The organism is Rhodospirillaceae bacterium (assembly GCA_028819475.1).
Taxonomy (GTDB): domain Bacteria; phylum Pseudomonadota; class Alphaproteobacteria; order Bin65; family Bin65; genus Bin65.
On sequence record JAPPLJ010000030.1, the window covers coordinates 200535 to 218933 of the forward strand.

Consider the following 18399-nt stretch of genomic DNA (forward strand, 5'->3'; position numbering starts at 1 on the left):
GACGGAAACGGCGCTCAGCCGCCGTCCGCCTTGTCGTGCAAATGATCTTTCAGGCGGCCCAACAGGGTCTGCAACTGGCGCAGGTCCGACCGCTTCATCGCCCCGAGCTTGGCGGCGATCACCGCCTCGTGGTTCGGCAGCATTTCGCGGAATGCCGTCGCGCCTTTCTGCGTCAGCCTGACGATATGGGCCCGGCGGTCTTTCGGCATCGGCGTGCGCTCGACCAGGCCTTCCTCGACCAGCCGGTCGATCAGTCCGGTAACATTGCCCCTGGTAACCATCAGCCGGCGGGAAAGTTCGCCCATCGTCAGGCCTTGGGGTGCGCGCTCGAGTTGCGACAGCAGGTCGAAGCGCGGCAGGGTCATGCCGAAGGCGGCGCGCAGTTCCTGGCGCACATCCTGCTCGATGCGGTTGGCGCAGGACAGCAGGCGCAGCCAGACCCGCAATTCCAGCTTGTCGTCGGCCGTCGCTGCAGTCTCGCGGTCGACAGCGCCACCCGGCTTGATGTCGCCGTCCATCACATGACCTCGCCGCCCGCCACCGGGATCGACTGTCCGGTGATCGAGCCGCTGTCCGGCCGGGCCAGCCAGACCACGACGTTGGCGACCTCCTCCGGATCGATCAGGCGGCCCTGGGGGTTGCCCTGCGCCAGCTGGGCCCGCGCCGCTTCAGCATCCATGCCGGTCTTTTCGACGATGTTGGCGATGGTATCGGCAGTCATGTCGGTTTCGACATAGCCGGGGCAGACTGCGTTCACCGTCACGCCCGTTTTGGCGGTTTCCAGCGCCAGGGACCGGGTCAGGCCGACCACGCCGTGCTTCGAGGCGACATAGGCGGCGACATAGCGGTAGCCGACCAGACCTGCCGTCGAAGCGACGTTGATAATGCGGCCGTACCCCGCCTCGGTCATCGCCGGCAGCGCCTGCCGGATGCACAGGAAGGTGCTCAGCAGGTTGATCTCGACCATGCGCATGAAGAATTCGGTCGTCGTGCGCTTGAAGGGGGCGCTGTCGCCGCGCCCGGCATTGTTGACCAGAACGGAAACCGGCCCGCGCTCCGCGACCGCTTGGGCGAAAGCGGCTTCGACGGCAGCGTCGTCCGTGACATCGGCAGCGGCGATCCCGGCTGCAGCGCCGAAGCGCTCCGCCAGTTCAGCCTGTTTGGCCTCCAGCGTGGACGCGGTCCGGCCGAGCAGCGTGAGTGCAGCGCCCTGGGCGGCCAGGGCGCCGGCAATCGCCGCGCCGATGCCGCGCCCGCCACCGGTCACCAGGGCGTGCTGTCCCTTGAGCAGGTCGGACTGGAGAGCGGTCTTTGCGGTGGCGCTCATGGCGTGGGGCGAAACCTGGGGAAGGCAAGGACAACCGGGGCAAAGCGGCCCAAACGCGGGACTGGACAGCCGAAAAATAGTTTAGATATAAAATATTCAGACCTAAAATTTCTGTCCACCCCCTTTGTTTACCGGAGCGACCGAGATGCAGATTTTGCAACCGCCCGGCTGGCCGCGCGCCAAAGGCTATTCCAACGGCGTCGCCGCAAAAGGAACCCTGGTTTTCGTTGCCGGCGAGATCGGCTGGGATCCGGTTACCGAGAGGGTCGTCTCCGACGATTTCACGGCCCAGTTCCAGCAGGCGCTGGAAAATACCGTGGCGATCCTGAAAGAAGCGAACGCCCGACCCGACCATATCGTCCGGATGACGTGGTTCATTACCGACAAGAAGGCATATCTGGATGACGCCCGTGCCGTCGGCCAGGCCTGGCGCGACGTGATCGGCCGGCACTATCCCGCGATGGCCGTGATCGAGGTCAAGGGCCTGATGGAGCCCGGCGCCATGGTGGAAATCGAAACCACGGCCGTGATCCCCGACTGAATCCCGATGCGGCCCCGCGGCCTCCTGTCCATTCCGGGGCGGCGGTCGTGAAACGGCATGGCCGTTCGGCATTGAACGACCCAGCCGCCTAAGCCACAATATCGCTCGTAAGCGCCAACGGCGACCGGGCATCGAAGAATCGGGTTCGGCGCCGCATCATCGGAGACGAAAGGCCGGGAGCGGACCGATGCGGGACATCATCCGGGCCGTGCTGACTGCAAACAGCGAGTTCTATCGCGCCTTCCGCGAGCGGGATATCGGCGCTCTGGAGGATTTGCTGGCGGTTCGCTCGCCGGTCGCGTGCATCCATCCGGGCTGGGACATCCTGACCGACCGTGAAGAAGTCCTCAACAGCTGGCGGCAGATCCTCTCCCACCAGCAGGATGTTGCCATCGAATGCCGTAACGCAACGCCCTACGTTTTCGACGAGGTCGCCATCGTCCTGTGCCATGAGCGTCTCGGCGGCCATACGCTGGCGGCGACCAATATGTTCCGGCACGAAGAAGGCGAATGGCGCATGATCCATCACCAGGCGAGCCCCATGGCGGTTTCTATGGACGAGCCGGAAGACCCGGACATCCCGGAGCCCACCCGCCGTCTGCATTGACCGATCTGTATATTCCTCAGCCGCTCGCGGCGGTCGACAAGTAACCCGTACTAATATACTGGACAGTACGGTATAGTTACGCCTGCCTGTTTCGGTCCGCAGCATAACCACAGGGACGCCGACCATGAGACCTAAAAAGAAAGACCAGTTGGTCGACACAGCGCTCCGGCTGTTTTGCCGTTCCGGCTTTCGCGCGACGGGTATCGATACGATCCTGGCGGAAGCGGAAGTCGCCAAAATGACGTTGTACAACAATTTCGGCTCCAAGGAGGCGCTGATCCTGGCGGCCCTGGAAAAACGGGATGAGGAGCATATCGCCTGGCTCACCGCCGAAACCGAAGCGCGTGCCGCGGCGCCGGAAGACGGTCTGCTTGCCCTGTTCGATGCGCTGGACGCCTGGTTCGCCCGCAAGGATTTCCATGGCTGCCCATTCCTGAAGGCGTCCGGCGAGTTCGACGATCACAACGATCCGGTTCACCGGGCGGCGCTCGCCCACAAGGGACACTTGCTCGCCCTGATCCGGGAACTGGCCGAAGCCGCCGGTGCGCCCGATCCGGCGCGGATTGCCGGAGAAATCTACCTGCTGGTCGAAGGGGCCACCGTCGTCGCCCAGCTGACCGGCGACCGCTCCACTGCCGCCCGGGCGAAGCAGGCGGCCGAAGCGCTGCTTGCCGCCGGCTGACGCCGGAGCGCCGGCATTCCCGCTCGGCTGGCCGATCCGCCAATCGGCGAATGAGTTCCTGCCCGCTTTCCGGACGTCTTCGAACCGCCGCAGGTCCGTCGGCAGCAGCAGCCGTCGCACTGGCGTTGGCCTTACCGGTCGGAACAGCAAACGCGGAATCGGCCCGGGCTGATCGGGACGCTGCCGCTCCGGGCAAGGTCTGCGTCGGCACGAGGGGGTTCGGCGTTGCCTGCCTCAAGGGAGGCGACTGGGTGCGCTGGACCCGGAGCGGCGGCGCGCTGGATTCAGATTTCGTCTATGCCATCGCGGCCTGCCACGGCAGGATCGTCGTTTCCACAGGCAGGCGCCTGCACGAATTCGACGGCGAGAACCGCCGCCTGATGCACTGGACTCCGGGCAGCCCGGCCCGGCGGATCGCCTGCGACCCGACCGGCGGCTATTGGATTACAGGCGGCCGCACCCTGGCGAAATGGACGGGCCGGACATGGCTCCGCCATACCATCGACAAAGCGCTGGTCGCCGCGCGGGCCGGCTGGATCGACGATCTGACGGTCGAGCGCAACGGCCGGATTTGGATTGTGGCAGGCAACAGGATAGCGGCACGGTTCGACGGCAGGACCTGGCGGCTCTTCAGGGCCGGAGCCGGATTGCCGGCACGCTGGCGCCTCACCGGCGTCCATGCCGGCAGCGGCGGCAGCCTGTGGCTGGCCCACGATCGGGGCCTCGCCCGGAGGCAAGGCGACGGCTGGGTGAATGTCGCCGGCCCCGGCAGCGCCGATGTCATCGCCGAAGCGCCGGACGGCGCCCTGTGGCTCGGTTACTACGGCCGGATTACCCGGTATCGGAACGAATTCTGGACACGGTTTACCCCCGCAGCGCGGGTGAAAGGCCTGGCCGCGGACGGCAGCGGCCGGGTCTGGGCCGCGACCCGCTATGGCCTCGGCGTTTACGACGGCGGGAATTGGCGCTGGCGGCGCATGGCGGATTCTGCGCTGCCTTCCAACGATCTGGCCGGCGTGGCCGTGCTCGGCGGCGGATCCCCGCTGCCGCCGCTGCTCGCCAAGCCGCCGGGCGGCCTCACTTTCCGCTTGGTCCGGGCTTCCGGCGGCGCTCTCGCAAACGCCCGGGTCGACCTGTGCGCGGCGCCGCCGGGCCGAATCCTCCAGGGCGGCCGCTCGCCCTGTCGCGGCCGGCCGTTGCACCGGATTTCGAAGACCGACGGAAACGGACGCGTCGCCTTCGACGGCCTGCCCGCGGCCGACTATTTTCCGGCGGTTCTTCCCCCGGAAGGAGAGCGATGGCTGATCGGCGCCAGCGGGCGGCGCACCCGTGTGACCGCGGGGCGGCGGTCGGATTTGGGCACCCTGCGTATACGCGCTGCCGACGAGAACGGGCCCGCACGCTAGGCGCCGCCCGATCGTTTATTGACTTCGCCTTGCATTCCCATATGTTGTTTCAGAATTTTCGGAAATAAGGAGGATGCAATGGAGCTTTCTCCGGTCATGGAGGCGTTCGTTCTCCATTGGGGCGAAATGGGTTCGCGCTGGGGACTGAACCGCACGGTCGCGCAGATCTATGCCCTGCTCTATGTCGCCGGAAAGCCGCTTCCGGCCGACGAAATCGCCGATACGCTGAAGGTCGCCCGCTCGAACGTCAGCACCAGCATCCGGGAGTTGCAATCCTGGGGCCTGATCGGCAGGACCCAGGCGATCGGCGACCGGCGCGACCATTTTATGGCGGAAACCGATCTTTGGACCGCCGCCGGGCGCGTCGCGGATGCGCGCAAGAAACGGGAGATCGACCCGACGCTGACAGCGCTCGCGAAATGCCTGTCGGACGCACGGGCGGACGACGCGATCGGCAAGGACGCCGTCGCCCGGATACAGGCGATGCACGACTTTCTCGAAGCGGCGAGCGGCTGGTACGAGCAAGTCCGGGACCTGCCGCAATCCAAGCTCGAGACGCTGATGAGAATGGGCGCCAGGGTCGCGCGGCTCGAAGCACCTGCCAAGAAGCCGAAAAAGAAAAAGGGCAAGGGCCGAAAATGAAGCCCCGTATCGAGGCGGCGGGCACGCCGCCGCCGAGCAGGAGTTTTGCGCCACATGGCTGAAACCCGGAATGTCCTGGTCGAGACGCGCGACCGGGTCCGCATCGTCACGATCAACCGGCCGAAGGTCCGCAATGCGGTCGATCCGCAGACCGCCGGGGCCCTGCGCGACGCGTTCCTCGCCTTCGCCGACGACGAAGCGGTGGATGTCGCGGTCTTCACCGGAACGGACGGCGCCTTCTGCGCCGGCTACGACCTCAAGGCCCTGTCGGCCTCGCAGGGCGACATCCCCTATGAACCCGAAGGCGTCGGCCCCATGGGCCCGTCGCGGCTGCTGCTCGACAAGCCGGTGATCGCGGCGGTCGAGGGGCCGGCGGTCGCCGGTGGGCTGGAGCTGGCCTTGTGGTGCGATCTGCGCGTCGCGGCGGAAGATGCGGTGTTCGGCGTCTATTGCCGGCGCTGGGGCGTGCCGCTGATCGACGGCGGCACGGTCCGCCTGCCGCGCCTGATCGGCCATAGCCGGGCCATGGACATGATTCTGACTGGCCGGCCGGTGCGCGGCCCGGAAGCCCTGGAATTCGGCCTGGCCAACCGGCTGGTCCCGAAGGGCGCCGCGCTGGAAGCCGCCGTTGCGCTGGCCGACGAGCTCGCCCGTTTCCCGCAGCTCTGCATGCAGACCGACCGCATGAGCGCCATTCGGCAATGGGGCATGCTGCTGGAGGAAGCGCTGCGCTATGAAGGCCGGGAAGGCGTCGCGCCGCTGAAGCGGGAGGCGGTCGGCGGCGCCACGCGCTTTGCCGGCGGCAAGGGCCGCAGCGGCGCTTTCGACGACATCTGATCGCCTGTTCGCCTCCGCTGCGGCGGCTGCCGGCCGCGAGTGAGACTCCATGCCACCCAGAACCCGGAATTTCACCCTGTCGCACCGGCTCGGCCATCCGCGCAAACGCCATGAGAGCAAGCCTGTCACGCCGCGGGACGCCGCGACGCTGATCCTGGTCCGCCGCGGTGCGGGAGGGCCGGAGATCCTGATGGGACAGCGCTCCAACCGGGCGAAATTCGTCCCCGGCTCCTTCGTCTTTCCGGGCGGCCGGCTCGACAGCCACGACTGGGAGGCGGTGCCCGCAACGCCGCTTTCCGCGCCGGTCGCCAAGATGGGCCTGCGCGGCAGCGCCGCCAAGGCGCGGGCGCTCGCCATGGCGGCGGTCCGCGAGACCTTCGAGGAAACCGGCCTGCTGCTGGCGGCGGACGGCGACGTCGGCGCGGCGGACGACGAAACCTGGCGCGAAATGCGCGCCCGCGGCAAGGCGCCGGACCTGGCGCGCCTGACCTATCTCGCCCGGGCGATCACCTCGCCCTACAGCCCGATCCGCTTCCACGCCCGCTTCTTCATGGCGGCCTGGCGTCCGGAGGACGGCGCGATCGGCGGCTCCGGCGAACTGTCGGACCTGCAATGGATCCCGATCGACCGGGCCGCCGACTACGGCCTGCTCGACGTCACCCATTTCATGCTGGGTGAAATCGAGCGCCGGCTGGCCGAGACGGACTCCGATACGGTGCCCCTGTTCGCCTACCGCCTCGACAAGCCGTTCGTGCGCTACGATTGAACCGTTGACGGGCCGCGCACCCCGATCATTCAAGGGCGATCTGCGCTACGGGCAACCGCCTTGGACATCCGTTCGATCGCCGCCTTCAGCTCAGGCAAGTCCCTTTCGACCACGCTCCAGACGGCGTCCAGATCGATCCCGAGATAGTTGTGTGCCAACACATTACGGAAACCGGAGATTGCGCTCCACGGCACACCGGGTTCAGTCGTCTTGAGCGAGGCGCTCAATCGCTGCGTCGATTCTGCCAGCGTTTGCAGATTGCGCACGACCGCATCCTGAACCAGTTGCGAATCGTAGAAGATATTCCGCTGTCCCCCGGTGTATTCCCGAATACGCCGGATACATTCGCTAATGTGATCCAGCAGGAGCATGTCGGACTCTGTATCCGATGTCACAGCCGTTGCGCCTCCCTAACAATACGGTCGCGTATCGCAGGATGAAGGCTATTTTCGGTTACCACCTCAACCCGGCGGTCAAGGAGGTCCTGCACATCTGTTAGAAGAGCGCCAAGCGCGAGGCCCGTTTTTCCCGGGCGCAACTCAACCAGCAGGTCGACATCGCTCGCATCGCCGGCGTCACCCCGCGCCATGGACCCAAACACCCGCACGTCGCCGATGCCGTGGCGCTCGGCGAGCGCGAGAATCTCGGTGCGGTGAGATTCGATCAGCGGGTGCATAGCAACCTCTCAATGTTCCGCGTGCCGACGCGCACGACCCGCTCGCGGCGCGTCCCTCCAGTCGGGCACCGGCGGCCTGGAGCGATCTTTATAGCGAAACGAGCGTCCGGATTACGAATTTGTTCGCCGCTCCCTCACGCCAGCCGGAAGCTCGCGCCTGTGCCCAGTTCGCCCTCGGCATGCACCCTTTCCTTCTCGATCAGCCAGACCAGATGCGACAGCACCGAGCGCGCCGCCGCCGGATACATGGCGGGCGGCACGTCGCCGACGTACATGCGCGGCACCATGTCCGTAATGGACGTCAGGCCGTCCTTCAGGCAGGCGAGCACCTGTTCTTCCCGGCCCATGCGGTGCGTCCGGAGCGCGGGGACGAAGGCGCCGGGGTCGCGGATCGGCGCGCCGTGGGTCGGCCAGTAGACGGCGTCGTTCCCCGCCCCGTTTCGCCCGATCAGCCGGTCCAGGCTGGCCACATACTGCGCCATGTCGCCGTCGGGCGGCGAGACGATCGTGGTCGACCAGCCCATGACATGGTCGCCGCTGAACAGCGCGTTCTCCTCCCTGAGATGGAAGCACAGATGGTTCGAGGTGTGGCCCGGCGTGTGGACGGCCTCGACCGTCCAGCCGTCGCCCTCGATGACGTCGCCGTCCCGCGTCACGATATCCGGCACGAAGCTTTCGTCGCCGCCGGCCTCGACCACCGCGCCGGCCTCGATCCGGCCGCCGCCGTGCGGGCCGTAGCCGTAAGTCGGCGCCGCCCATTCGCCTTTCAGCGGCGCGGCGGCCGGCGAATGGTCCCGGTGGGTGTGGGTGATCAGGATGTGGCTGACCGTCTCGCCGCGCAGGACGTTTTTCAGCGCTTCGATATGGGACGACAGCAGCGGGCCCGGATCGACGACCGCGACCTTGCCGCGCCCGATGACATAGGTGCCGGTGCCGTGGAAGGTGAACGGCCCGCCGTTGCGCGCAATGACCCGGCGGATCAGCGGCGAGACGCCCTCGATCCGGCCGTATTCGAAATCCAGGTCCCGGTCGAAGGGAATGCCGTCCGCCATCGCTCGCCGTCCGCTCTGCCGCAGGTCGCGCGGCACCCTAGCCGCGGCGGCGCGGCGGGACAACGGGCCGCGCACTGTCGGGAAATGTCACGGTCCGTTCCACCGCGTCACCCCCTCGCGTCCTCCAGCATCATGGCGGCGCCCTTTTCGGCGATCATGATGGTCGGGCTGTTGGTGTTGCCGGAGGTGATGGCCGGCATGATCGAGGCGTCGATCACGCGCAGATTGTCCAGCCCGTGAACCTTGAGCCGGTCGGAGACGACCGCCTGCGGATCGCTGCCCATCTTGCAGGTGCCGACCGGGTGGAAGATCGTCGTGCCGATGTCGCCGGCGCCCCGGACCAGCTCGTCCTCGCTCTGCAGCGCCGCGCCGGGCAGCACTTCCTCGGGTTCATATGGCTGCATCGCCGGCGCCCCGACGATCCGCCGGGTCAGCCGGATCGCATCGGCCGCGACCTGCCGGTCGGCCGGCGTCGAGAGATAGTCGGGCGCGATCGCCGGCGGCTCTTTCGGGTCGGGCGATTTCAGCGTCACGCTGCCCCGGCTCTCCGGCCGCAGGTTGCAGACCGAGGCGGTGAGGCCCGGGAAGCGGTGCAGCGGCTCGCCGAACCTGTCGAGCGACAGCGGCTGGACGTGATATTGCAGGTTCGCGGTCGCGCGCGCCGGGTCGGACCTGGCGAACACGCCGAGCTGGCTCGGCGCCATGGTGAGCGGCCCGCGCCGGAACAGCAGGTATTCCAGGCCCATCGCCGCCCGGCCCCACAGGCTGTTCGCCTTCTGGTTGAGGGTCACGACGTTCGCGACCCGGTAAACGAGGCGTAGCTGCAGATGGTCCTGGAGATTGCCGCCGACGCCAGGCAGGTCGTGCAGGGCCTCAACGCCCTTGTCCTGCAGCAACGCCCCCGGCCCGACGCCGGAGACCTGGAGCAGGTGGGGCGAGCCGATGGAGCCGGCGGCCAGGATCAGTTCGCCGGCGACCTCCGCCCGCGTCTCCGCCCCCTTCAGCCAGAAGTCGAGACCGCGCGCGCGCCTGCCGTCGAAGCGGATGCGCTTTGCCTGGGCGTGGGTGAGGATCGTCAGGTTGGGCCGGTTGCGCGCCGGCTTCAGAAAGGCCTGCACCGTATTCCAGCGCGCGCCCCGGCGCTGGTTGACCATGAACCTGCCGGTGCCCTCGTTGTCGCCGTCGTTGAAGTCCGGCGTTCGTGCAATGCCGGTCTCGTTGCAGGCGCGCTCGAAGGCGTCGAGGATTTCCCAACCGACCCGGGGCGGCTCGACCCGCCATTCGCCGCCGACCCCGTGGAACGCGTCGGCCGGGCCGAAATGATGCTCGGACTTTTTGAACAGGGGCAGCACGTCGTCCCAGCCCCAGCCGCGGTTGCCCATCTGGGCCCAGCCGTCGTAGTCGCGCGCCTGGCCGCGCATGTAGATCATGCCGTTGATCGAGGAGCAGCCGCCCAGCACCTTGCCGCGCGGATAGTTGAGCGCCCGGCCGTTCAGGCCGGCCTCGGCTTCCGTCTTCAGGCACCAGTCGGTGCGCGGATTGCCCTGGGTGTAGAGATAGCCGACCGGCACCTTGATCCAGAAATAACTGTCCCTGCCGCCGGCCTCGAGCAGCAGCACCCGGTTGCGCCGGTCCTCCGACAGCCGGTTGGCGAGCACGCAGCCGGCCGAGCCCGCGCCGACGACGACATAATCGAAGCTGCCCAGGGAGGCGGGTTCCGTCATGCTATGCTCCGGCGGTGTCCGGCCGGGCTGCGCTATCCCGCGGCGCCGGTCCGGTGCAGCGCCACCGTAGGCCCAAAGCCCCCGGTTCAACAAGACCGCCACCGGGAATCTCCGGGGGAATCTCCGGGGGAATCTCCGGGGGGATCGCCGGGAAGGAACGCACCATGACCGACCGTCCCGACGGCTCTCCGGTTTCCGGCGGCCGGCCGAAGAAACGGACCGTCCGCGAGATCATCCTGGAACTCGCCGAAGCGGCCGGCGGGAGCTCGATCGGGCCGGGCGACGTCGCGAAGGTCTTTGCCGAGGAGCGGCGCAGGCCCGGCGCGCCCGTGCAATCGGCGCACCGCTGGTCGCGCATCGTGCGCGAGGAGTCGATCGGCCTGGCGCGCGCCGGCAGGGTGCAGATTCTGCGCAAGGGCAAACCGGTCGATCCTCACGCCCCGGTCAAGGGCGTGATCCGGATCCGGCTGGTGCGGTAGGGTTCGGCAGCGGTCATCCGAATCGGCCCTTCCGTGCCACCTGTTCTTCATGCCGGCCTGAGCAGGCCGAAGGTGCCACGCGTTTCCCCAAACCGCCTCCTCTTCAGAGAAGGAGGTCGGCGGCCCATGCGATCGAGCCGGGTGCGATCGATGCAGCCGGAACCCTGCCGGCGGCCTGGGCGAACCCGGTGGCGTCAAACAAGGGCGACCTTGGGCACGGGTCAGCTTCCCGCCTGCATGATAACATGGGATAGGTAGCCGTTTAACGGACGGCATCCATTCTGCAAGTGGGGCGGAAACCGGAGGGAAATATGACAACCGTATTGGTCAAGAATGCACACGTCGTTACCGCGGTCGACAACTACACGGCCGACATTCTGATAGAGAACGGCCGGGTGCACACCATCGGCATGAACATCCCCGTCGGCGACGATGTCGAGGTTCACGATGCGAGCGGCCTCCTGACCCTGCCCGGCGGCGTCGATGTGCATACACATCTGGATTGGGATTTCGGCGTTGCGAAAACCGTCGACACCTTTGGCACGGGCACGAAGGCGGCGGCCTTCGGCGGTACGACCACAGTGGTGGACTTCTGCAATCAGCCCCCCGGAGAAAGCCCGCTCGTCGGGCTCGAAGATTGGCACCGGCGGCGGGAGAGTGCCTGCGTCGATGTCGGCGCGCATGTGATTCTGAACCAGGTCAACGACCAGACACTTATCGACATGAAGACGCTGATCGCCGGCGAGGGCGTCACCAGCTTCAAGCTGTTCATGGCCTATCCCGGCGTCATGATGATCGAGGACGGGGCGATGTTCAAGGCCATGCGCATTGCCGGCGGGCAGGGCGCCATGACCTGCGTGCACGCGGAAAACGGCCCGGTCATTCAGGTGTTGATCGAGGAGGCGTTGGCGGAGGGCCGCACGTCGCCGAAGCAGCACATGCTGACACGGCCGCCGCTGATGGAGGGGGAGGCGACCCACCGGGCGATCCGGATTTCGGAACTGGCGGACGCGCCGCTCTATATCGTGCATCTTTCGGCCGGCGAGGCGCTCGCCGCGGTGCGGGAGGCGCGCGACCATGACATCCGGGTCCATGCCGAGACCTGCCCGCATTACCTCTTTCTCACCGACGAAGAGTATGATCGTCCCGACTTCGACGGGGCGAAATATGTGGCGACACCGCCGCTGCGCGGACATGAGCACCAGGCGGCGTTGTGGCGCGGTCTCAAGACCAACGACCTGGAAGTCGTCTCGACCGATCATTGCCCGTTCTGCTTCAACGAGCAGCCGTTCGGGATGAAGTACTCGAAGCAGCAGGGCGTGGACGACTTCAGCCGGATTCCCAACGGGGCGCCGGGCATCGAGACCCGGTTGCCGCTGATGTACGACGGGGGAGTCCGCAAGCAGGGGATGTCGATCAACCGGTTCGTGGAACTGACAGCGACCACGCCGGCCAAGCTGTTCGGCCTGTTCCCGCGCAAGGGAACGATCGCGGTGGGATCGGATGCCGACATCGTCCTGTTCGATCCCGACGAGGAATGGACGATCCGGGCGTCGGAGCACCACAGCCGGGTCGACTACTCGCTCTTCGAGGGCCGCCCGGTCACCGGGCGGGTCAAGAAGGTCCTGATGCGCGGTCAACTGATCGTTGACGGCGCCGATTGGCTGGGCCGCGAGGGCGCGGGCGAATTTCTCAGCCGCGGCGAATGTGGAATTCTCTGAGCGTATGGATGGGGTTTCGCATGAATACCCGGAGGAATTTTCATGGCGGATGATGCCGTATCCGTTGCCGCCGTTGTCGAGGCAGTCCGGGAGGACCGGCTGTGGCAGCGTCACATGGACGTCGCCGCGATCGGCGCGACGGGACGCGGCGGCGTCAATCGCCAGGCCCTGACTCCCGAGGACGGTCAGGCCCGGCGCCTGATGCTCGAATGGGCGTCGGAACTCGGCTTCACCGCCAGCGTCGACGCCATCGGCAACCTGTTCATCCGCCGCGCCGGCGCGCAGCCGACATCGGATCCGGTCGTCGCCGGTTCGCACCTCGATTCCCAGCCCACCGGCGGCAATTTCGACGGGGTCTTCGGCGTTCTCGCAGCGCTGGAAGTCCTCGAAGCCGCGAATGACGCCGGCGTTGTCACCGGACGTCCCATGGAACTGGTGGTCTGGACCAACGAGGAAGGCGCGCGCTTCCAGCCCGCCACCATGGGCTCGGCGGTCCACGCCGGCGCCCTGCAGCTGGAAACCGTCCTGGCCTCAAGGGACAGCGATGGCGTCACAGTGGAACAGGCGTTGGCCGGCACGCTCGAGGCCGCGCCGGTCCCGGTGCGACGTGACTTTCGTTCCCCCATGGCCGCCTATGTGGAGGCTCACATCGAACAGGGTCCGGTCCTGGAATCGACCGGAAACACCATCGGTGTGGTCACGGGGATCCAGGGGCTCAGGTGGTTTCAGGTCGAGGTCGGTGGAGAGGAGGCGCATGCCGGCACCACGCCGCGCAGCAATCGCCGGGATGCCCTGGCCGCCGCCGTCGCCATGGTGACAAAGTTGCAGGCTCTGATGTTCGACGAGTCCGACACGGTGCGCTTTACCGTCGGCCGCTTCGAGGTGGCGCCGAATTCGCCGAACACGATACCGGGACGGGTTGTCTTCACGATAGATTTCCGGCACCCGGACCAGGATATCCTGACCCGGCTTGGCGACCGGGTCGAACCGGTATGCCGGGCCGAGGCACGGGACTGCACCGTCAAGGTTGTCGAAACCATGAACGCGCCGCCGACTGATTTCGATCCTGCCATTCGAGATCTTATCCGCAGCGCCGCCCGGCGCCAGGCGCTCCCGCATATGGACATGACGTCCGGCGCCACGCACGACGCCAAGTTCATGGCAGGACTCTGCCCGAGCGGCATGATTTTCGTGCCCTGTGAAGCCGGCGTCAGCCACAACGAAGCCGAGAACGCATCGGCGGCCGACCTTGCCGCCGGCGCCAGGGTTCTGGCCGAGGTCGCGATACGGCTGGCAAATCGCTGAGAGGAAGAAGAGCAGCTGCGCGGCCACGCAACCGGTAGCGCCCCGTTATGTCATTCCGCCGCCTGCCGCGTTTGCGAGCCGGTGGCGCTGAGGGTGCGCCAGTCCTCCTCCTTCGGGTAGATGCCTTCGAGGGAACTGATCGCGGCCTGGGGAACGCGCGGCTCGGCGGTCCCGATGGCCGGCTCGCCGCGGGCGACGGCGCGCGCCGCCTCGACCATCATCCGGCGGAACTCGACCACGGCGAGGTCGGACGCGCCGAGGAAGTCCTTCGTCCGGTCGACGATCGGGCCGGGCGAGACCCACATGGCGACATCCTGATTGGGGATGCCCTCGATGCCGGTGAAGCTGCCGGCCTTCATCGCTTCCCGGTCCTGCAGGAAACGGTTGTCCAGCGTACCCCGCGGCGCCCAGTCGTCGGTGAGATCGATGCCGCGCCGGGTGCGGTGAAACTCCCGCCATTCCTCCGTCGTCGGCACATCCGGCCCGTCCCAGGCGATGAAATAGAAAAAGCTGTTCGTATCGTCGACCGGCACGATCACGCTGGCGACCCGGTGCCGGTCGTTCGGCGGGATCAGCGAGTAGTAGGGCGCGACGTACTCGGTGACGCGCAGATAATTGTGGGTCGCCGCATTTTTCACCGGCCGGCGGATGGCGACATAGTGGAAGCCGTAGCGCGTGCGCTCGATCTGCATGCGTGGGGACTTGTCGGTCGACGGCCGGTACCAGGACTTATCGTCGGCGGAGGCGCGCGCGACCCGGGCCGGCACCATGTCGGACGAATGCAGGCTGGAGGAATGGGCGCTGTCGATCTGTCCTTCATGGATCTGCGCCCAGTTGCACGGCACGCGGATCTTGAGGATCGCGATGTCGATATCGTCCCGCGGCGCGAAGGCCGGCGGATCGAAGGGGGGAGGATCGGAAGGTTCGGCGTCGTCGCGTTCGCCAAGCCAGGCCCAGACGAAACCGCCCCATTCGACGACCGGCCAGGCGCGGGCCCTGACCTTGTCCAGCAGGGCGCCGCTCTCGGGCTCCGAGGCCATGGCAACGCACTTGCCGTCCACGTCGTATTTCCAGCCGTGATACAGGCAGCGCAGGCCGCACTCCTCGTTGCGGCCGAGCAGCAGGGAGGCCCCGCGGTGCGGGCATCGCTCGTCGAGCAGGCCTAGCCGCCCGTCGCTGTCGCGGAACGCGGCCATGCGCCGGTCCAGCGCCTCGACCAGCACGGGCGCGCCGTCCGGCTCCGCGACCTCCTCGACCAGGCAGACCGGCGCCCAGTGCTGGCGCATCAGCCGGCCCATCGGGGCGTCGCCCTCGACGCGGGTGAGCAGGTCGTTTTCCTCTTTGGTCAGCATGGGGCCGTCAACGTGGCTCCGTTTGGACACGTAGATCGAAAATCCAGCGATATGCTAGGTCGGAGGGCAGTCGCCGTCCAGTTCGACGGCGCCGCCGAGGCTCACGCACGATCCGAGATGGCCGAACCGACCGCCCTGACCCGCCTGACCGTCGCCGGCAAGCGCAAGCTGACGCCGGATATCTGGGAATTCACCCTGGAGCCGGCGGACGGGACGGCGCTGCAGCCCTTCGAGCCGGGCGCGCATATCGGGGTCGAGACGCCTTCGGGCGCCATGCGCCAGTATTCGCTGGTCAACGACGGCCGCGCACCGGACCGCTACGTCATCGCCCTGAAACGCGAGCCCGACTCGCGCGGCGGCTCGCGGTCGATGGTCGAAGAGACCGAAGTCGGCGGGACGCTCCGGGCCGACACACCGGCAAACAGCTTCCCGCTGGCCGAGGCGCCCGGCTACCTGCTGATCGCCGGCGGCATCGGCATCGCGCCGATCCGCGCCATGGCCGACCGGCTGGACGCGGAGGGCCGGCCCTTCCGCCTGATCTACTGCACCCGCAGCGCGGCGGAGAGCGCCTATCTGGACGAGATGCGCGCCCGCTTCGGCGCGCGGCTGACCGTGCACCACGACGGCGGCGATCCCGACGCCTTCTACGATTTCTGGGACAAGTTCGCCGAACCGGCGGACATCCGGGTCTACTGCTGCGGCCCGAAGCCGCTGATGGAGGAGGTCCGGGCAGTTTCCGGCCACTGGCCGGAGGGCCGGGTGCAGTTCGAGGATTTCAAACCGGTCGAGGCCGTGCGGCCCGACGACCACCCGTTCGACGTCGTACTCCGCCGCTCGGGCCGGACCGTCGCCGTGCCGGCGGATTTGCCGATCCTGGAGGCGTTGCGCGGGGCCGGCATCGCGGTGCCGAGCTCCTGCGAGAGCGGCGTCTGCGGCACCTGCAAGACGCGGCTGCTCGCCGGCGAGGCCGAGCACCGGGACAAGGTGCTGATGCCGGAGGAGCGTGCCGATTTCATCATGCTGTGCGTGTCGCGCGCCCGGAGCGGAGCGCTGACCCTTGACCTCTGAGCCGGTGCGCCTCGGGATCGTCGGGCTGGGCCGGGCCTTTGTGCTCACCGCGCCGGCGCTGCGCGCCGACCGCCGGATTGCTCCTGTCGCCGCGTGCGCGCCGCGCGCAGACTCCCGCGCCGCCTTCGAGGCCGAATTCGGCGGCCGGGGCTATGTCGATCTTGACGGGCTGCTGGCCCATCCCGGCCTTGAGGCGGTCTACATCGCCACGCCGCACGGACTGCACGCCGAACAGGCGGTCGCCGCGGCGGCGGCGGGAAAGCATGTGCTGGTCGAAAAGCCGCTCGCGGTCTCGATGGCCGACGGCGCGGCGATGGTCGACGCGTGCGACCGCGCCGGCGTCGCCCTGATCGTCGGACCGAGCCACAGTTTCGATGCGCCGGTCGCGCAGGCGCGGGCGTCGATCGAAAGCGGCGCGCTCGGCCGGGTGCGCATGATCCACGCCTTCAACTTCACGGACTTCCTGTATCGGCCGCGCCGCCCGGAGGAATTGCGCACGGAGGCGGGCGGCGGCGTGCTGTTCAGCCAGGCGGTGCACCAGGTCGATGTCGTGCGCGTGCTCGCCGGCGGCCTGGCGACGCGGGTCAGCGCCTTCACCGGCGCCTGGGACCCGGCACGGCCGGCCGAAGGCGCCTACAGCGCGCTGCTGGCGTTCGAGGGCGGGGCCTTCGCCAGCCTGACCTATTCCGGTTACGGTCGCTTCGACAGCGACAAATGGATGGGCTGGGTCGGCGAGCTGGGCCACGAGAAGGATCCGGACGACTATGGCCGCGCGCGCCGGGCGCTTGCCGACGCGCCGACTCCGGACGCGGAATCGGCCCTGAAGCGCGCCCGCACCTTCGGGCCGGCGGATATCCGGCCGGCGGCGCCGCATCACGAGCATTTCGGGCCGGTGATCGTCTGCTGCGAGCGCGGCGATATCCGCCTGGCACCGGACGGCATCTGGATCTACGCCGACGAACGGCGTTTCGAGCCGGCCCCCCGAACCACCGATCCGCGCACGCCGGTCCTCGATGCATTGGTCAGGGCGGTCCGGGATGGTATTGAACCGGCCCAGACCGGCCGCTGGGGCCTGGCCAGCCTGGAGGTGTGCCACGCCATCCTGCAATCGGCCCGCAGCGGCGCGCCCGTAGAACTCACGCGGCAGGTAGCCGTACAGCCGGAGGGGACCCCGAGGTGAGCGATCTGCGCCTGTCCATCGCCATGGGCGACTACGACCGCACCCGCCCGATCGCGGACGGCCGCGTGAAGATCGACGGAGTCGACCCGGCGGTCATGCTGCTGACGCCGGAGGAAATGTTCTTCCGCGCCATGCGCCACCAGGCCTTCGACATCTGCGAGCTGTCGCTGTCCTCCTACGTCATCTCCGTGGCGCGCGGCGACCCGCACTACGTCGCCGTACCGGTCTACCTGTCCCGCGCCTTCCGCCATACCTCGATCTACATCCGCACCGACAAGGGCATCGAGCAACCGGAGGACCTGCGCGGCCGGCGCATCGGCATCGCCGAATACCAGCTCACCGCCAACGTCTGGGCGCGCGGCATCCTGGAGGAGGACTACGGCGTCCGGCCCTCGGACATCGTCTGGGTGCGCGGCGGCATGGATACGCCGGGCCGGCCGGAGAAGATTGCGCTCGACCTTCCCCACGATGTGACCGTGGAGCAGGCGCCGGAGGGCGCAACCCTGAACGGCCTGCTGGCGGACGGCGACATCGACGGCTTCATCGGCCCGCGCGCGATCCGCTGCTTCGACGAGGGCCACCCGAAGGTCGGCCGCCTGTTCGGCGATTCCTTCGCCGCCGCCGAGGCATACTACCGGCGCCACGGCGTGTTCCCGATCATGCATGCGCTGGCGCTGCGGCGGTCGCTGGCCGACGCCCATCCCTGGCTGCCCGGCGCATTGCTCAAGGCGTTCAGCCGCGCGAAGAACATGGCGCAGGATGCGCTCGGCGACACGTCGGCGGCCAAGGCGACCCTGCCCTTCCTCGAGGACAGCCTGGAGCGCACCCGTTCGCTGATGGGCGCGGATTTCTGGAGCTACGGCGTGGCCGGCAACGAAAAGACCCTCGACACCTTCCTCGGCTACCACCACGCCCAGGGCCTGTCGCCGCGCCGGGTCGGGGTCGGAGACCTGTTCCATCCCGCGACGCTGGAAGCGTTCAGTTTGTAATTCGCAATTCCGGGGCGACACGCTCCTGCGCCGTCGGGCAACATC

Annotated in this window: 20 protein-coding genes; 13 read left to right on the forward strand and 7 right to left on the reverse strand. The window is 67.8% G+C overall.

Annotation, left to right across the window (positions count from 1 at the left end; all coding sequences use genetic code 11):
- Positions 1 to 14: 14 nt before the first annotated feature.
- Together OXM58_08525 and OXM58_08530 are read right to left on the reverse strand one after the other, a co-directional pair.
- Complete coding sequence (locus OXM58_08525) at positions 15 to 518, reverse strand: MarR family transcriptional regulator (GenBank protein MDE0148404.1); 504 nt, start codon at positions 516 to 518, stop codon at positions 15 to 17.
- Positions 518 to 1327, reverse strand: a complete 810-nt coding sequence (locus OXM58_08530; protein MDE0148405.1) for an SDR family NAD(P)-dependent oxidoreductase — start codon at positions 1325 to 1327, stop codon at positions 518 to 520. The genes OXM58_08525 and OXM58_08530 overlap by 1 nt, the downstream gene beginning before the upstream one ends.
- 145 nt (positions 1328 to 1472) lie before the next feature.
- Here OXM58_08530 and OXM58_08535 point away from each other — a divergent pair, with 145 nt between their 5' ends.
- From OXM58_08535 to OXM58_08565, 7 genes are all read left to right on the forward strand, one after another.
- A complete protein-coding gene (locus OXM58_08535) occupies positions 1473 to 1868 on the forward strand; it encodes a RidA family protein (GenBank protein ID MDE0148406.1) in 396 nt (131 codons plus the stop codon).
- 187 nt (positions 1869 to 2055) lie between these two features.
- The gene (locus OXM58_08540; protein MDE0148407.1) at positions 2056 to 2475 is read left to right on the forward strand and encodes a nuclear transport factor 2 family protein; all 420 of its coding nucleotides are present in this window, start codon (positions 2056 to 2058) and stop codon (positions 2473 to 2475) included.
- 124 nt (positions 2476 to 2599) lie between these two features.
- Complete coding sequence (locus tag OXM58_08545; protein ID MDE0148408.1) at positions 2600 to 3157, forward strand: TetR/AcrR family transcriptional regulator; 558 nt, start codon at positions 2600 to 2602, stop codon at positions 3155 to 3157.
- A gap of 251 nt (positions 3158 to 3408) precedes the next feature.
- Positions 3409 to 4563, forward strand: coding sequence for a hypothetical protein (locus tag OXM58_08550; GenBank protein MDE0148409.1), 1155 nt, complete (start codon positions 3409 to 3411; stop codon positions 4561 to 4563).
- Positions 4564 to 4641: 78 nt separating this feature from the next.
- Positions 4642 to 5205 (forward strand): MarR family transcriptional regulator, encoded by a 564-nt coding sequence (locus OXM58_08555; GenBank protein ID MDE0148410.1) that lies wholly within the window; start codon positions 4642 to 4644, stop codon positions 5203 to 5205.
- 54 nt (positions 5206 to 5259) lie between these two features.
- Positions 5260 to 6042, forward strand: a complete 783-nt coding sequence (locus tag OXM58_08560) for a crotonase/enoyl-CoA hydratase family protein (protein ID MDE0148411.1) — start codon at positions 5260 to 5262, stop codon at positions 6040 to 6042.
- 49 nt (positions 6043 to 6091) lie between these two features.
- Positions 6092 to 6808 carry an NUDIX domain-containing protein gene (locus OXM58_08565; GenBank protein ID MDE0148412.1) on the forward strand — a complete coding sequence of 239 codons (717 nt, stop codon included), beginning with the start codon at positions 6092 to 6094 and terminating at the stop codon, positions 6806 to 6808.
- Positions 6809 to 6837: 29 nt separating this feature from the next.
- Here the strand turns inward: OXM58_08565 and OXM58_08570 are convergent, their stop codons facing one another.
- From OXM58_08570 to OXM58_08585, 4 genes are all read right to left on the reverse strand, one after another.
- Positions 6838 to 7179 carry a DUF86 domain-containing protein gene (locus tag OXM58_08570; protein ID MDE0148413.1) on the reverse strand — a complete coding sequence of 114 codons (342 nt, stop codon included), beginning with the start codon at positions 7177 to 7179 and terminating at the stop codon, positions 6838 to 6840.
- 20 nt (positions 7180 to 7199) lie between these two features.
- Positions 7200 to 7484 (reverse strand): nucleotidyltransferase family protein, encoded by a 285-nt coding sequence (locus tag OXM58_08575; protein MDE0148414.1) that lies wholly within the window; start codon positions 7482 to 7484, stop codon positions 7200 to 7202.
- Between the two features lie 134 nt (positions 7485 to 7618).
- The gene (locus OXM58_08580; protein ID MDE0148415.1) at positions 7619 to 8536 is read right to left on the reverse strand and encodes an MBL fold metallo-hydrolase; all 918 of its coding nucleotides are present in this window, start codon (positions 8534 to 8536) and stop codon (positions 7619 to 7621) included.
- A gap of 107 nt (positions 8537 to 8643) precedes the next feature.
- On the reverse strand, positions 8644 to 10260 hold the full coding sequence (locus tag OXM58_08585) for a GMC family oxidoreductase N-terminal domain-containing protein (GenBank protein ID MDE0148416.1): 1617 nt from the start codon (positions 10258 to 10260) through the stop codon (positions 8644 to 8646).
- 164 nt (positions 10261 to 10424) lie between these two features.
- Here OXM58_08585 and OXM58_08590 point away from each other — a divergent pair, with 164 nt between their 5' ends.
- The 3 genes from OXM58_08590 (at position 10425) to OXM58_08600 (ending at position 13765) form a co-directional block, all read left to right on the forward strand.
- Positions 10425 to 10739 carry a DUF3253 domain-containing protein gene (locus tag OXM58_08590; GenBank protein MDE0148417.1) on the forward strand — a complete coding sequence of 105 codons (315 nt, stop codon included), beginning with the start codon at positions 10425 to 10427 and terminating at the stop codon, positions 10737 to 10739.
- Positions 10740 to 11050: 311 nt separating this feature from the next.
- Positions 11051 to 12460, forward strand: a complete 1410-nt coding sequence (gene hydA / locus OXM58_08595) for a dihydropyrimidinase (GenBank protein MDE0148418.1) — start codon at positions 11051 to 11053, stop codon at positions 12458 to 12460.
- A gap of 42 nt (positions 12461 to 12502) precedes the next feature.
- A complete protein-coding gene (locus OXM58_08600; protein MDE0148419.1) occupies positions 12503 to 13765 on the forward strand; it encodes a Zn-dependent hydrolase in 1263 nt (420 codons plus the stop codon).
- 50 nt (positions 13766 to 13815) lie between these two features.
- Here OXM58_08600 and OXM58_08605 read toward each other — a convergent pair whose 3' ends face one another.
- Positions 13816 to 15117: a Rieske 2Fe-2S domain-containing protein gene (locus OXM58_08605; protein MDE0148420.1), complete on the reverse strand. Its 1302-nt coding sequence runs from the start codon at positions 15115 to 15117 to the stop codon at positions 13816 to 13818.
- Positions 15118 to 15234: 117 nt separating this feature from the next.
- Between OXM58_08605 and OXM58_08610 the strand changes: the two genes are divergently transcribed.
- Genes OXM58_08610 through OXM58_08620 form a run of 3 tightly spaced genes read left to right on the forward strand, consistent with a single transcriptional unit; the run spans position 15235 to position 18354 of the window.
- Positions 15235 to 16185, forward strand: a complete 951-nt coding sequence (locus OXM58_08610; protein MDE0148421.1) for a PDR/VanB family oxidoreductase — start codon at positions 15235 to 15237, stop codon at positions 16183 to 16185.
- On the forward strand, positions 16175 to 17365 hold the full coding sequence (locus tag OXM58_08615) for a Gfo/Idh/MocA family oxidoreductase (GenBank protein ID MDE0148422.1): 1191 nt from the start codon (positions 16175 to 16177) through the stop codon (positions 17363 to 17365). The genes OXM58_08610 and OXM58_08615 overlap by 11 nt, the downstream gene beginning before the upstream one ends.
- Positions 17362 to 18354 (forward strand): ABC transporter substrate-binding protein, encoded by a 993-nt coding sequence (locus OXM58_08620; protein MDE0148423.1) that lies wholly within the window; start codon positions 17362 to 17364, stop codon positions 18352 to 18354. The genes OXM58_08615 and OXM58_08620 overlap by 4 nt, the downstream gene beginning before the upstream one ends.
- Positions 18355 to 18399: the final 45 nt, after the last annotated feature.

What these genes read in the sequence shown, in the direction of transcription:
- OXM58_08605 (MDE0148420.1), bottom strand. Translation starts at nt 15,117, where the DNA reads ATGCTGACCAAAGAGGAAAACGACCTGCTCACCCGCGTCGAGGGCGAC.
- OXM58_08540 (MDE0148407.1), top strand. Translation starts at nt 2,056, where the DNA reads ATGCGGGACATCATCCGGGCCGTGCTGACTGCAAACAGCGAGTTCTAT.
- hydA (MDE0148418.1), top strand. Translation starts at nt 11,051, where the DNA reads ATGACAACCGTATTGGTCAAGAATGCACACGTCGTTACCGCGGTCGAC.
- OXM58_08535 (MDE0148406.1), top strand. Translation starts at nt 1,473, where the DNA reads ATGCAGATTTTGCAACCGCCCGGCTGGCCGCGCGCCAAAGGCTATTCC.
- OXM58_08525 (MDE0148404.1), bottom strand. Translation starts at nt 518, where the DNA reads ATGGACGGCGACATCAAGCCGGGTGGCGCTGTCGACCGCGAGACTGCA.
- OXM58_08590 (MDE0148417.1), top strand. Translation starts at nt 10,425, where the DNA reads ATGACCGACCGTCCCGACGGCTCTCCGGTTTCCGGCGGCCGGCCGAAG.
- OXM58_08560 (MDE0148411.1), top strand. Translation starts at nt 5,260, where the DNA reads ATGGCTGAAACCCGGAATGTCCTGGTCGAGACGCGCGACCGGGTCCGC.
- OXM58_08600 (MDE0148419.1), top strand. Translation starts at nt 12,503, where the DNA reads ATGGCGGATGATGCCGTATCCGTTGCCGCCGTTGTCGAGGCAGTCCGG.
- OXM58_08570 (MDE0148413.1), bottom strand. Translation starts at nt 7,179, where the DNA reads ATGCTCCTGCTGGATCACATTAGCGAATGTATCCGGCGTATTCGGGAA.
- OXM58_08565 (MDE0148412.1), top strand. Translation starts at nt 6,092, where the DNA reads ATGCCACCCAGAACCCGGAATTTCACCCTGTCGCACCGGCTCGGCCAT.
- OXM58_08530 (MDE0148405.1), bottom strand. Translation starts at nt 1,327, where the DNA reads ATGAGCGCCACCGCAAAGACCGCTCTCCAGTCCGACCTGCTCAAGGGA.
- OXM58_08610 (MDE0148421.1), top strand. Translation starts at nt 15,235, where the DNA reads ATGGCCGAACCGACCGCCCTGACCCGCCTGACCGTCGCCGGCAAGCGC.
- OXM58_08555 (MDE0148410.1), top strand. Translation starts at nt 4,642, where the DNA reads ATGGAGCTTTCTCCGGTCATGGAGGCGTTCGTTCTCCATTGGGGCGAA.
- OXM58_08545 (MDE0148408.1), top strand. Translation starts at nt 2,600, where the DNA reads ATGAGACCTAAAAAGAAAGACCAGTTGGTCGACACAGCGCTCCGGCTG.
- OXM58_08585 (MDE0148416.1), bottom strand. Translation starts at nt 10,260, where the DNA reads ATGACGGAACCCGCCTCCCTGGGCAGCTTCGATTATGTCGTCGTCGGC.
- OXM58_08575 (MDE0148414.1), bottom strand. Translation starts at nt 7,484, where the DNA reads ATGCACCCGCTGATCGAATCTCACCGCACCGAGATTCTCGCGCTCGCC.
- OXM58_08580 (MDE0148415.1), bottom strand. Translation starts at nt 8,536, where the DNA reads ATGGCGGACGGCATTCCCTTCGACCGGGACCTGGATTTCGAATACGGC.